This is a genomic window from Paenibacillus sp. SAFN-054, from assembly GCF_051966755.1.
In the GTDB taxonomy this organism is placed as follows: domain Bacteria; phylum Bacillota; class Bacilli; order Paenibacillales; family Paenibacillaceae; genus Paenibacillus_AQ.
Window position 1 is genome coordinate 804,383 of sequence record NZ_JBQCKS010000001.1, and the last position, 13,150, is coordinate 817,532.

11 protein-coding genes are annotated in these 13,150 nt (G+C 51.9%); 8 read left to right on the forward strand and 3 right to left on the reverse strand.

Features of this window, described 5'->3' with window-relative positions; all coding sequences use genetic code 11:
• Positions 1 to 163 precede the first annotated feature (163 nt).
• Positions 164 to 1,981, forward strand: coding sequence for an APC family permease (locus ACTHPM_RS03865; protein ID WP_440393854.1), 1,818 nt, complete (start codon positions 164 to 166; stop codon positions 1,979 to 1,981).
• Between the two features lie 25 nt (positions 1,982 to 2,006).
• Here the strand turns inward: ACTHPM_RS03865 and ACTHPM_RS03870 are convergent, their stop codons facing one another.
• Positions 2,007 to 2,897: an AraC family transcriptional regulator gene (locus ACTHPM_RS03870; protein WP_440393855.1), complete on the reverse strand. Its 891-nt coding sequence runs from the start codon at positions 2,895 to 2,897 to the stop codon at positions 2,007 to 2,009.
• Between the two features lie 122 nt (positions 2,898 to 3,019).
• Here ACTHPM_RS03870 and ACTHPM_RS03875 point away from each other — a divergent pair, with 122 nt between their 5' ends.
• From ACTHPM_RS03875 to ACTHPM_RS03900, 6 genes are all read left to right on the forward strand, one after another.
• Positions 3,020 to 3,766, forward strand: a complete 747-nt coding sequence (locus ACTHPM_RS03875) for a sugar phosphate isomerase/epimerase family protein (RefSeq protein WP_440393856.1) — start codon at positions 3,020 to 3,022, stop codon at positions 3,764 to 3,766.
• 29 nt (positions 3,767 to 3,795) lie between these two features.
• Complete coding sequence (locus tag ACTHPM_RS03880; protein WP_440393857.1) at positions 3,796 to 4,890, forward strand: Gfo/Idh/MocA family protein; 1,095 nt, start codon at positions 3,796 to 3,798, stop codon at positions 4,888 to 4,890.
• A gap of 133 nt (positions 4,891 to 5,023) precedes the next feature.
• The gene (locus ACTHPM_RS03885) at positions 5,024 to 6,025 is read left to right on the forward strand and encodes a Gfo/Idh/MocA family protein (RefSeq protein WP_440393858.1); all 1,002 of its coding nucleotides are present in this window, start codon (positions 5,024 to 5,026) and stop codon (positions 6,023 to 6,025) included.
• A 253-nt stretch (positions 6,026 to 6,278) separates the two neighbouring features.
• On the forward strand, positions 6,279 to 7,367 hold the full coding sequence (locus ACTHPM_RS03890) for a Gfo/Idh/MocA family protein (protein WP_440393859.1): 1,089 nt from the start codon (positions 6,279 to 6,281) through the stop codon (positions 7,365 to 7,367).
• 281 nt (positions 7,368 to 7,648) lie between these two features.
• Positions 7,649 to 8,917 carry an MDR family MFS transporter gene (locus ACTHPM_RS03895; protein WP_440393860.1) on the forward strand — a complete coding sequence of 423 codons (1,269 nt, stop codon included), beginning with the start codon at positions 7,649 to 7,651 and terminating at the stop codon, positions 8,915 to 8,917.
• A 97-nt stretch (positions 8,918 to 9,014) separates the two neighbouring features.
• Positions 9,015 to 9,554: a superoxide dismutase family protein gene (locus tag ACTHPM_RS03900; RefSeq protein ID WP_440393861.1), complete on the forward strand. Its 540-nt coding sequence runs from the start codon at positions 9,015 to 9,017 to the stop codon at positions 9,552 to 9,554.
• Between the two features lie 90 nt (positions 9,555 to 9,644).
• On the opposite strand, the gene ACTHPM_RS03905 is transcribed toward ACTHPM_RS03900, so the two are convergent.
• Both ACTHPM_RS03905 and ACTHPM_RS03910 read right to left on the reverse strand, forming a co-directional pair.
• A complete protein-coding gene (locus ACTHPM_RS03905) occupies positions 9,645 to 10,430 on the reverse strand; it encodes a cytochrome c oxidase assembly protein (RefSeq protein ID WP_440393862.1) in 786 nt (261 codons plus the stop codon).
• Positions 10,423 to 10,932, reverse strand: a complete 510-nt coding sequence (locus tag ACTHPM_RS03910; protein ID WP_440393863.1) for a DUF2243 domain-containing protein — start codon at positions 10,930 to 10,932, stop codon at positions 10,423 to 10,425. The genes ACTHPM_RS03905 and ACTHPM_RS03910 overlap by 8 nt, the downstream gene beginning before the upstream one ends.
• Positions 10,933 to 11,313: 381 nt before the next feature.
• Between ACTHPM_RS03910 and ACTHPM_RS03915 the strand changes: the two genes are divergently transcribed.
• Complete coding sequence (locus ACTHPM_RS03915; RefSeq protein WP_440393864.1) at positions 11,314 to 13,140, forward strand: assimilatory sulfite reductase (NADPH) flavoprotein subunit; 1,827 nt, start codon at positions 11,314 to 11,316, stop codon at positions 13,138 to 13,140.
• Positions 13,141 to 13,150 lie beyond the last annotated feature (10 nt).

Below are 13,150 nucleotides of genomic sequence, written 5' to 3' on the forward strand. Positions count from 1 at the left end.
CCGAGAATGGTTTTTTATTTTGGCTGGTAATGATCAATGCCAGAGGTTGTCCGTAAAGAAACCGTGTTTAAAAAACTTAAAATAAGGAAGCTTAAAAAAGATGGAAAGACTTGATCCCCACGTGGATTAGAAACAGGAGTAAGCAGAGAAAGGGATTTGTCCAATGATAAACAGATTCAAACGGCTGTTGATCGGCAGGCCTATGAAAAGCGGCGAAATCGAGGGTGAGAAGCTGACCAAGCTGAAGGCGCTGGCAGTCCTGTCGTCCGATGCGCTGTCCTCCGTAGCATACGGTACCGAGCAAATTCTGATCGTGCTGATGGCTGCGGGCTTTGCAGCCGTCTGGTACTCGATTCCGATTTCTGTTGCGGTCCTCGGACTTTTATTGATTCTCATCTTATCGTATCGGCAAACGATTTTTGCATACCCGCAAGGCGGCGGCGCCTACATTGTCGCCAAATCGAATCTGGGCGAGCCGGTGGGGCTGCTGGCCGGAGGTTCTTTGCTTGTTGACTACATATTGACCGTCGCGGTCAGTTCCTCGGCGGGTACAGATGCCATTACGTCTGCTTTTCCGTCACTCCATGATCACCGGGTGCTTATCTCGCTCATCATGATCGTATTTCTGACGATCCTGAACTTGCGGGGAGTGACGGAATCGGCCTCCGTATTGGCAATCCCCGTTTACCTGTTTGTGATTTCAATCTTTGTCCTGATCATCGCGGGCATCTTTCGATATGCGGCTGGAGGCATTCACGCGGCCGCGCCCGCCTTCGGGACAACCGTTTCAAACGTCAGTCTCTTTCTGCTGCTGAAGGCCTTCAGCTCCGGCTGCTCCGCCCTGACGGGGGTCGAAGCGGTGTCTAACGCGATTCCTCACTTCAAGAAGCCATCCGAGAAAAATGCGGCGACGACGCTGCTCCTGATGGGCATTATTCTCGGGGCCATGTTTATCGGAATCAGCTTGCTGGCGTATGGGTACGGCATTGCTCCGAATCCGAAGGAGACGGTCGTCTCCCAAATTGCGAATGCCACTTTCGGGAGGGGCATACTGTACTACTTCATTCAGGGAATCACGGCGCTTATCCTGTTCTTGGCAGCCAATACGGCGTATTCGGCCTTTCCGCTGCTTGCCTTTATGCTGGCAAAGGACAAATTCATGCCCCGGATGTTCATGGTGCGGGGCGATCGGCTGGGGTTTTCGAACGGGATCTTGAACCTGGGCATCCTGTCTGCGTTACTCGTCATCGTATTTCAGGGGAATACCGAAAATTTGATTCCGCTCTATGCACTCGGCGTGTTCATCCCTTTCACGCTGTCGCAGCTCGGCATGATGATCCGCTGGATTAAGCTCCGGCCCGCAGGCTGGAGAATCAAATTCGTCATCAATACGATCGGCATGCTGACAACGTTGACGATTGCGCTGATCTTTGTGTTCACGAAATTCACGCATATCTGGATGGTATTTATTTTTCTGCCCATCGTGATATTCGTGTTTTATCAGACGAAGCGCCATTATCTGAACACGGCCGAGCAGCTTCGGATCGACGTGCTGCGCGACAAACCGGTGATCAAAGGCAATACGATCGTCGTTCCCATCGCCGGAATCACGCAGGTCGTGAAGCAGTCCATCGGCTATGCCAAATCGGTCACAGATAACGTCGTTGCCGTCTATGTCGGGTTTAGCGATGAGGAAATCGAACGCATGGAGAAAAAATGGGAGGCGTGGAACCCGGGCGTTCGGCTGATCGTGCTTCGTTCAAGCTATCGCAGCGTGCTGCGGCCACTGGTCAAATTCATCAACACGGTGGAATGGAAGAACGCCGCAACCGACCACATTACCGTCCTAATCCCGCAATTCATTACGAAGCATTGGTGGCAGCATATTCTGCATAACCAGACCAGCCTGGTGCTGAGGGCATACTTGATTAACCAAAAGAACGTCGTCATTTCGACCGTGCCCTTTCACCTGCATAAATAACGGATTCAAGCCTGATACGATGGTATCAGGCTTTTCCTTTTTTCCGGAATTGGTGAGGAGAGATGTTCTTGAATTGCCTGAACTGCTGAATGAAGTAGCTGGAACTCGAAAAACCAACCTCAAGGGCGATGCTCGTCATGCTCTGGTTCGTGGTCAGCAGCAGCTTTTCGGCCTCGGTAATCCGGATATAGCTGAGGTAATTGGTGAACGTCTTGCCCATGATCGCTTTGAATCTTCGCGAAAAATAGCTGTAGCTCATATTGCAGAGACTGGCGGCGGTTTGGGCATTAATATCGTTCATGTAGTTGTAGTCGATGTATTCGAAGACTTTCTGGAGCATCTGGTATTCGCTGTCATTCAGCGAATGCGCCACTTCCCAGCCCCAATGCTGATGCTGGGTTTGGCGGAGAAACCACAGGAAGACGCGGCATATCAGCGTACGGACCGCAAGCTCGAATCCAAAGCCCTTGGCGCTGAATTCCTCATAAATCTCTCGAATCAGACCGGGAATGGGCGTATCTTTGATATCCGGTTCGGCGAATACCCTCTGACCGCCGGAATCGGCGAGCGTAAAGGGAAGGATGTATTTCGATTCCAGGATCGTGCGTGAGGTGGAGTACAGAATTTCGGGATCAAACTTTACAACAATATAGGATACCTCTCCGTCATCCATGGAATAGATGGAGTGCGTTTCATGGGAATGGATCAGGATCAGATCGCCTTTTCCAAGCACATGGCATGTGCCGCCCAGGTATACTTTCGCCTTGCCGGAGAGGAAGTACAAGATTTCGATATACAGATGCCAATGCGGCTTCACGATGCAGCGTGAGGCCTTACTGGAATGGATCATGCTCTCGTAAGGAAAATGGATTGATCCCATCGCGGATCGGTTCGATTCAAAATAGGCTTCTTGCATCGACTTCGGCACCTCGCTTCACCATGACAAAAATTTTATATTTTACAACAGGTTCATTGTATTACTTATTTGGCGATTTTGGTATCCTTACCTTGACTTGTTACACAGGAGGAGGCATATCCATGAAGAATATAGCGCTCCAGCTGTATTCCATTAAAGAACTGACAAGCACGGATTTTTTGGGGACGCTGAGAAAGGTGGCGGACATCGGTTACGACGGCGTCGAGTTTGCCGGATATTTCGGCACATCGGCAGCGGATTTGCGGCAGGCGCTGGATTCGTACGGCCTGCGGGCAGCGGGAAGCCATATCGGAATATCCGATCTGATGCTGGAGCTCGACGAGACGATCGAATACTCGCTTACCATCGGCAGCCCTTATATCATTTGCCCGGGACTGCCGGATGAGATGCGTGAAAGCGCTGACAGCTATAAACGTACCGCAGAACGGCTGGACCGGATCGGGGAACGCTGCAAGGAGCAGGGTGTACGCTTCGGCTACCATAATCACGGCATCGAATTCCAAAAGTTCGAGGGGCTGACCGGCCTGGAATGGCTGGCGAACCATACGCATCCGGATCATTTGTTCTTTGAGCTGGATACATACTGGGCTGAGCATGCGGGCTTACGGTCCATTGACTGGATTGAGGCCTTCAAGGAGCGCTGCCGGATTTTGCATATTAAGGACATGAAGAGCGCTCAAGACAAACGGAACACGGAAATCGGCTCGGGCATCATGGACTTCGTGGCGATCACGGAAGCAGGCAAGCGTCACGGCATCGAATGGTTCACGGTCGAGCAGGAGGAATATGAAATTCCCCAGCTGGACAGCATTGCAGCCAGTCTCACATATCTTCGACAAATATTATAAATTATATATTCAAGGGAGATGACGTCAATATGGCAGAGCAGGAACAAAAGAAATTGCGGGTCGGCATCATCGGGTGCGGCGGAATCGCAAACGGAAAGCATATCCCGAATCTGAACGCCAACAAAAACGTTGAACTGGTCGCTTTCTGCGACATCATCGAGGAGCGTGCGGTGTCGTCGGCACAGAAGATCGGCAAGGAAGATATCGCCATCTATACGGATTATAAGGAGCTATTGAAGGACGAGAGCATCGACCTCATCCATGTATGCACGCCGAACAAATCCCACTCCTTCATTACGATCGCCGCGCTGGAAGCGGGCAAGCATGTCATGTGCGAAAAGCCGATGGCCAAAACTTCAGAGGAGGCCAGAGCGATGCTCGAAGCCGCCAAACGCACAGGCAAAAAACTGACGATCGGCTACGATAACCGCTATCGTCCGGACTCGCTGCTGCTGAAGAAAATCTGCGAGCGCGGGGATTTGGGAGATATTTATTTTGCCAAGGCCCACGCTATCCGCAGACGCGCGGTACCGACCTGGGGCGTATTCCTGAACGAGGAAGAACAGGGCGGAGGACCGCTGATCGATATCGGTACGCATGCCCTGGATTTAACCCTGTGGCTGATGGATAACTACAAGGTGAAAAGCGTCGTGGGGAATGTTTATCACAAGCTCGGCAGCAAGAAAGACGCGGCGAACGCTTTTGGTCCATGGGATCCGGAACAGTTTAAAGTGGAAGATTCCGCTTTTGGATTCATTACAATGGAGAACGGGGCTACCGTAACGCTGGAATCCAGCTGGGCGCTGAACACGCTCGACGTGGGCGAAGCCAAAGCGACCTTGTGCGGTACCGAAGCGGGGGCGGATATGCGCGACGGGCTGCGGGTGAACGGAGAAGAGCTGGGTCATTTGTATACGAAGCAGCCGGAGCTGAATACCGGAGGCGTGGCATACTTCGATGGTAAGTCGGAAAGCCAGGCGGCAAGAGAGTGCAGACTCTGGATCGACAGCATTTTGAACGATACCGAGCCGATGGTGAAGCCTGAGCAGGCGCTAGTGGTCACAGAAGTGCTGGAAGCGATCTACGAATCTGCGAAAACAGGTAAAACCGTGTATTTTGACTAGAGTCCATAGCGAGAAGAGAAGCTCACCCTTTTGTCAAAGAGAGAGTGGGCTTTTTTCTTCATAAAGAGTTGTAATGATTGGTTTGTCGCGAGTGTGATGATATCCTAAAATGAAATAAATGAGGTGGCTGAAAATGATCAGAATCGGCAAAATTAGTTATTGGCACGTTCACGCATGGGATTATACCAAACAGGCACAGGAGCATCCTGAAGCCGAAATCGTAGCGGTATGGGATGAAAATCCGGAACGGGGGCAAAAAGCAGCGGATCAGCAGGGCGTTACCTTTTACAGCTCGCTGGATGACATGCTGGCCCAGGACGACATCGATGCTGTCATCGTGGACGCACCGACGCGCATGCACCGTGAAGTCATGCTCAAAGCCGCTGCGGCGGGCAAGCATATTTTCACCGAGAAGGTGCTTGCGCCATCGCTGCATGAGGTGAATGACATTTTGCAGGCGGTCAACGACCATAAGGTGAAGCTGACGGTATCCTTGCCTAGATTGAACGACGGCTATACGCTTGCGATCCGCGAGATCCTGGATCAGGAGCTGCTTGGCAAGGTGACGCTGGTACGCGTTCGTCTGTCGCATAACGGGGCAACGGCCGGCTGGCTGCCGGAGCATTTTTACAGTCTTGAAGATTGCCTTGGCGGAGCCCTCATTGACCTGGGCTGCCATCCGATGTACTTGACGCGGCTGTTCCTGAACCAGGAGCCGGTAGACGTAAGTGCGCAGTTCGGTTATATCACAGGCAAAGAAGTTGAGGACAATGCCGTCGCAACATTGTCGACGTCTACAGGAGCCGTCGGAATCGTGGAGGCGGGCTTCGTGAACAATTTCTCCCCGTTCTGCATCGAGGTCCATGGTACTGACGGCACGCTGCTGTATGGTACGCCTGACGAGAAGCTGCTCATCCGGACTTCCCGGAAGGAAGAGTACAAGAACGAGTGGGTAGAGCTGCCGGTGCCAGGCGCCCGCGAGAGCGCGTTCCATCAATGGATCGGTCACATACAGAATGACACGACTGCCGATGAGAACCTGGCTTTTGCTGTGGAATTGACGAAGCTGATGGAAGCCGCCAACCAATCGGCACGTGAACATCGGAACGTCCGCTTGTCGGAATTGAAGTCCTGATTCCCTATCAGGTAAGCCAGGGCAATACAGCAGATAAGCTTGCGTATCAGCATTAGACAGCATAAAGCGCATCTTTAAGGATCTGGGGACGGACGAGCGATCGTTCAGCGAGATCCGGAGGAGATGCGCTTAATGCTGTATCCTGAAGAAAGGTGGATACAAGGAACCCATCGAAGCGATTACCGGGATGGGAGGTATGAAGCCTACCGAATACGGGAATAAGAACACAAAATTATAGGAGGATTTCAAATACGTGGGGAATACAATACGCATTGGCATAATCGGGAGCGGAGGCATCGCCGGAGAGCATGTCCGCGCCTACAAGAACATAGAAGACGTCGAGATCGTCGGCGTCGCTGATATTTTACCCGGAAGGGCAGAGCAGTTTATCGAGCGCTGGGGGCTGCATCAGGCCAAAGGATTCGACGGTCATCATAAGCTGCTGGAAATGGATCTGGACGGAGTCACCATCTGCACGCCGAATGTGGCACATCATCATACAACGGTTGATGCCCTGCTTGCCGGCAAAAACGTCATGGTCGAAAAGCCAATGTCCGTGACACTTGAGCAAGCCGTTGATATGGTGCAGATATCCAAGCAGACCGGTAAAATTCTGAACATCGGCTTTCAGCCGCGATACGATCCGAACATGGGTCTCATTAAAGATCTCGTACATAAGGGTCAACTGGGCAAGGTTTATTATGTGGAGACAGGCGGCGGACGGCGCCGGGGAATGCCTGGAGGAACCTTTATACGCAAGGACATTGCGGGAGCGGGGGCGATGGCAGATATCGGCTGTTATTCGCTCGATTTGGCTTTGAATACGCTGGGCTATCCGAAGCCTTTAACGGTATCGGCTTATACCTCGAATTATTTTGGCACGAATCCGAAGTACCACCCGGAAGCCGGCAGCTTCGATGTGGAGGATTTTGGCGTTGCGATAATCCGTTTTGAAGACGACCTGGTGCTGAACTTCAAGACCTCCTGGGCGATGCACATGGATACGCTGGGCGCAACCATGTTCCTTGGTACGGATGCGGGCATGAAGGTGACTCCCGCGGGAAAAGGACCATGGAGCGGCGTATGGGACGGCAACGTGGGTTCCGTATCCATATTCCACGATATGCAGGGGCATCACACGGAAAGCATGATTCCTTTGATCGATCATCAGCTGAGCGTATTCGAAGAGAAGATCAAGGATTTCGTGCGGGCGCTTCGCGAAGGCGGACCTGCGCCGATTCCCGGTGAGCAGATTCTGCGCAATCAGGCCATCCTCGATGGCATTTTGCGTTCGGCGCAAATCAAGAAGGAAGTCGAAATCCACATCCCGGATATCGGTTAATTACCAGACGTTGAGCTAAATATCAGTATTGAGATGATTATATGACAGACGAAGCTGATTCTCTGTGATAAATGTTCCTATTCAGGAAGAATGACATAGAGTGTATATGGAAAAGACCGGGATCTGCCAAGGAACCCGGTCCTTTTGTTCTTTAAGTCCGTTCCGCAAAAAATGGCTTGTACATTTGAAAAAATATGGTATATTTGAACTCCTTCCTTATTTCCAGCATCTCACAAACGGATCATTTCCAATTGCAAATCAAATCAGGAGGATTTCATTTCATGTACTGGTTCAAGTGGGATCTTAATCTCAAAATCAGGCTGATCGGCGATTCACTGTTCAACATGCTGTTCTGGATGTACTTCCCGTTCATGACCCTGTATTTCAGCGGGGAATTCGGCAAGTCCGTGGCAAGCCTGCTCATGGCCATTCCACCCTTGGTCAGCATGTTTGCCAACCTGCTTGGTGGCTATCTGTCCGACCGTTACGGACGGCGTCCTCCCATGCTGGCAGGTTACCTAATCCAATCCTTGATGTTCGGCGCGTTTGCCTTGTCCTCGAACCATTGGCTCGATTACGCGGCATACATCGGGATCGGGCTCGGCGGTTCGATCTTTTCTCCGGCCAGCTCCGCCATGGTGGCGGACGTGACGCCCGAGAAGGACCGGAGGCTCGTTTTCGCCACCTTCGTGACGGGTCGGAATATCGGTGCTGTTTTCGGGCCAGCTCTAGGCTCCGTCTTCTTCATCCATCACCGGACGGCGTTGTTATGGGTTTGCACAGCCGTCACACTGCTCTATTTTCTGGTGGTTCTATGGAAAATTCGCGAAACGCTGCCGCAAAGGCCAGAGGTTCGGATGAAGACGGAGACCGTATCCCAGCTGCTGAAAGAGCAATTTTCCAACTATGGTGTCATTTTTAAGGATAAAGCTTTTGCCATCTACATTATTGCAGGCGTATTGGTAACGATCGCTTTCATGCAGCTGGATATGTATCTTGCCACCTATGTGAAAGAATATGTGCCCGCACAGCCGCTGCTGACATGGGGCACATGGAGCTATACGCTCAGCAGTACGGATGTTTTCGGATGGATGCTGGGCATTAACGGTCTGCTTTTTGTCGTCGGCGTTCTGCCGGTTACGAAGCTGTTCGAGAAGACGAGCGACCGGAACGTTTTTATCATTTCCTCGGTTATATTCGGTCTCGGGATGTTTCTGATCGGACTCACGACCCAGGTATGGCTGCTCTTTCTGTTTATCATTATTATGACAATCGGCGAGATTTCAAGGTCACCGGTGACCGAAAGCTTCGTCAGCAAATATGCACCGGAGCATGCCAGGGGACAGTATATGGGAGCGGCCAATTTGCAATACTCGTTCGGTCGTTTTCTTGCTCCCGTGACGGTACTGCTGTCCACGTGGCTTGCGCCCACGTTCGTGTTCGGTATCATTTTGTTGTGTACGCTGATGAGCGCGGCCTTGTATATCCTGCTGTTTAAGATCATTCCGGAGGATCGAACGAACCGGAGGCCGGACCGGGATTCCGCTTAAATGCATTTTCGCTGAAGCTTAATGTTATCTTTTTCCGTGAATAGGGCAACCCTGTGAACAGGATCCGAAAACATCTACAGGAGGAAGAATCAGCATAATGAAAAAACAAGCGATCTGCCTGAGCGTACTCGGCACTTTGGTATTCGGAGCAGCATCTTTCATTTCGTCCGCTTGGGCGAAATCAGAGGAACTACAGCTGAAAACAGCGATCATCGATTCCAAAGGAGTCGAAGTGGGGACAGCCGTACTGACACAAAAGAAGGATGCTGTTCAAATCCATATCGAAGCGAAGAATCTTCCGCCGGGCGAACACGGCATTCACTTCCACGAGACAGGCAAGTGCGATCCGCCGGACTTCACGTCGGCTGGCGCGCATTTCAACCCCCAAGGGAAACAGCATGGCTTCAATAATCCGAAAGGTTATCATGCGGGTGACCTGCTGAACATTCAGGTGAAGGCGGATGGCACGGTCGTTGCCGATCTGGAGAGCAAAGCCGTAACCCTTGAGAAGGGGGCTGCCAATTCCTTGCTGAAGGACGGCGGCACATCGCTTATGATCCATGAGAAAGCCGATGATTATGTTACCGATCCTTCCGGTAATTCCGGCGCTCGCATTGCCTGCTCGGTGATCCGCTAACCCATGATATAAGCACGTGAAAGAACGGCCCTGAATCGGGGCCGTTCTTTATTTTGCGCGGCAATGCTTGTAATACTTGGCAAAGGCTGCTCAGCTTGCTTCGACGGCTGTGCCCCTTGGGCGTACAGCACGATACCAACTCCTGCAGAAAAAAAAGATCAGTGCCGCCTCAATGATGTCCCCTCCATAATACATCAGTACGGCTCCTGCTTCTGCCTGCATGGGGGAAACGCCAGCCGGGGGATGGGCATATATGTACTTGGACAGGATACCGTGCCCGGTAAGCGCAATAATCAAGATCACGGCGCGTAGAACAAAGCTCCGCCGCCAAGGTGCCGCATCCGATTCCAGAATCGACAGCGTAAAGACATAACCTGCCAGAAATACATGCAGATGAACCGCCAAATAGAGGAGAGAATGCAAATGCATGACCTCATATAGACGGGTCGTATACAGAAGCCACAGACCTCCGATGTTAAGCAAAGCGGCCACAGCCGGATGACTGATCCAGTGCAGAGGCGAAGACTTGAGCAGCCGTGCCAGTTTTCTGGCGTTAACCGTACTTAACGCGCGCAGAAGCAATTTAACGGGAGCAGCCATGGCCATCAGGAGCGGGGCGAGCATGCCGAGCAGGAGATGGCTGAACATATGCGTCTTGAAGTTCATGTGGACGCCGCTTGGCTGTGAAATGAAGACGGATAGTACCGCGGCAGCGATGCCCGTATACCAAAGCAGCATGCGGTAAAGCGGCCAGGCCTTACCTTGACGATAAGATCGTGTGACAGCCCATCCATATAGTAATCCAGCGCCAGCTAACAAGCAGAGCAGGATGATAGCGGGCAGGCCGGATATCGGTGCATTCTGGTGATCATGCATGACGATGTCCTTCCGTTCTTTGAGTTCTGGCCGATTTGCCGCGGATGATCAGGTATATACCAGCAAGAATCATCGCAACCGCAATGATGTTCCAGGTCAGATCATAGGGGGTGAGATTCACGTTGTACCGGATTTGATGAATCTCCATCAGCTTATGCTGAATGATACCGTCATACAGTTGGAATCCGCCGCCGCCGACGAGCATGCCTCCCCACCAGGAAGTAAGGGAGAGTTCACGTTTTCGCCTGAGATCAGACATCATAAAAAAAGCAGCCAGCGTCGCGAACCAGCTGAAGGCATGAAACAGCCCATCGGACACCAGCCCGATGCCCGACGTAGACTTGTCATAAAAATGATGCCAATGCAGCAGCTGGTGAAAGACAACCTCATCGATGAAGGCCACAAAGCCGAGGCCGAAAAAGACACCCGACCAAATGCTGCGGGCCCGGCCGGAGAACCGTTCAGCTTCTGCACGTTTGGATTGTATGTTCTTGCTTGTCATCGCGTAAATCATCTCCTTTATTGATGGTTTCAACATTATTTCCATTTTCTAAACGAGGCAGACGGCACGAGGCAGATATGCTGACATTCAAGATATAACGATTGAATCATGCACCTTTCGTCCAATTTGAACAAAACCATAGGAGAAATCTTCATTTAGCTTCTTTGTTGTGTTCTGACACATTAAAGCGCCAAAACATACGGTTAAACCGCAATGCTTTGCGGTTTTTTGTTATTCCAGCGACCTGAAATAATGGTAAAAAGCTGAAAATTCCTCGTTGACCTCCTGCGCAGGCTGTGATAGATTCAAGAAAGAATGATATTAAGTGGATAGTTTTACTCGGAATTAAATAAAAAAGCATGTTGACGCGAGGTGGATGGGTTGGAGCTTCAAGTAACAAACAGTCCTTTTAATCAAGAACAGGCAGACTTATTGAACCGTTTACTGCCAACGCTAAACGGATCACAAGCAAGCTGGCTCAGCGGATATTTGGCTGCTTTGCAGGGCGCTTCGGCAGCTTTGCAGCCGGTTCAATCCGGTACGGCTACTGCGGCTGTGACAAATACGGCTTCCTCCAAGGAAGTCACGATCCTTTACGGATCACAGACGGGGAACTGCAGCGGGCTTGCCCAGAAAATTTCGAAGAAGCTTACGGAGCAGGGCGCCCAGGTTACCGTCTCGTCCATGAGCGATTTTAAGCCGAATGGACTGAAAAAGGTCCAAAACCTGCTGATTATCGTCAGCACGCACGGCGAAGGGGAACCGCCTGACAACGCCATTTCGTTCTATGAGTTCCTGCACGGCAAACGTGCGCCTCAGCTGGAGGGTCTATCGTACTCGGTGCTTGCGCTCGGGGATACTTCCTATGAATTTTATTGCCAGACGGGCAAGGATTTTGACAAGCGACTGGAAGAGCTCGGCGGCATTCGGCTGGCAGAACGCGTGGACTGCGACGTGGACTTCGACGAGCCGGCAGCGGAGTGGATGAATGAGGTAGCCAAGGCACTTGGTGCGGGCAGCGGGAGTGGTGTCACAGGCTCTCAGACCGCTGCACAATCCGCGGTAGCTGTGACGGAATCCGAATATTCGCGCACGAATCCTTTCCAAGCGGAAATCCTTGAGAATCTGAATCTGAACGGACGCGGCTCCGACCGCGAGACCCGGCATCTTGAAATATCGCTAGAGGGCTCCGGGCTTCAGTATGAGCCTGGGGACAGCCTTGGAATTTATCCTGAGAATCATCCCGACCTGGTTGACGAGTTGATCGGCGCGATGGAATGGAACCCTGAGGAATCCGTCACGATCAATAAAAGTGGTGATCAGCTGAAGCTCAGGGATGCGCTGCTGCGGCATTACGAGATTTCCGTGCTCACCAAGCCGCTGATTACGCAGGCTGCCGTATTATCCTCAAGCCAACAGCTGAAGGACCTGATTGGAACGGGACATGAGCTCGAACTCAAGGCGTATCTTGAAGAGAGAGACCTGCTGGATTTGGTAAGGGATTATCAATTGAAGGGCATCCCTGCCCAAAGCTTCGCCGGAATTCTCCGTAAGCTTCCGGCAAGGCTGTATTCGATCGCCAGCAGCTCTAAGGCCTATCCCGATGAAGTTCATGTCACGGTGCGGGCGGTTAGATATGACGCTCACGGTCGCGGGCGATATGGCGTGTGCTCCGTGCAGCTGGCGGAAAGGCTGGCCTCAGGAGATTCTTTGCCGGTCTACATACAGCATAACCCGAATTTCAAGCTTCCCGTGAACCCGGACACGCCGGTTATTATGATCGGACCCGGCACAGGAGTGGCGCCGTTCAGAGCATTCCTGGGTGAGCGCGAGGAGAGCGGAGCGGAGGGTAAGACATGGCTGTTCTACGGCGACCAGCACTTCTCCACGGATTTCCTTTATCAGACGGAGTGGCAGCGCTGGCTCAAAGACGGCGTACTTACGCGCATGGACGTCGCTTTTTCAAGAGACACCGATCGGAAAGTTTATGTCCAGCACCGGATGCTCGAGAGAAGCCGGGAGCTGTATGAATGGCTTAAGGAGGGGGCTAGCATCTATGTGTGCGGGGACGAGAAGAACATGGCGCATGATGTTCACGCCACCCTGGCAGCCATACTCGAACAGGAAGGCGGACTAAGTCCGGAAGAAGCGGCGGAGTATCTGCTTCAGATGCAGCAGGAGAAGCGTTATCAGCGGGATGTATACTAAGCCTGCGGAA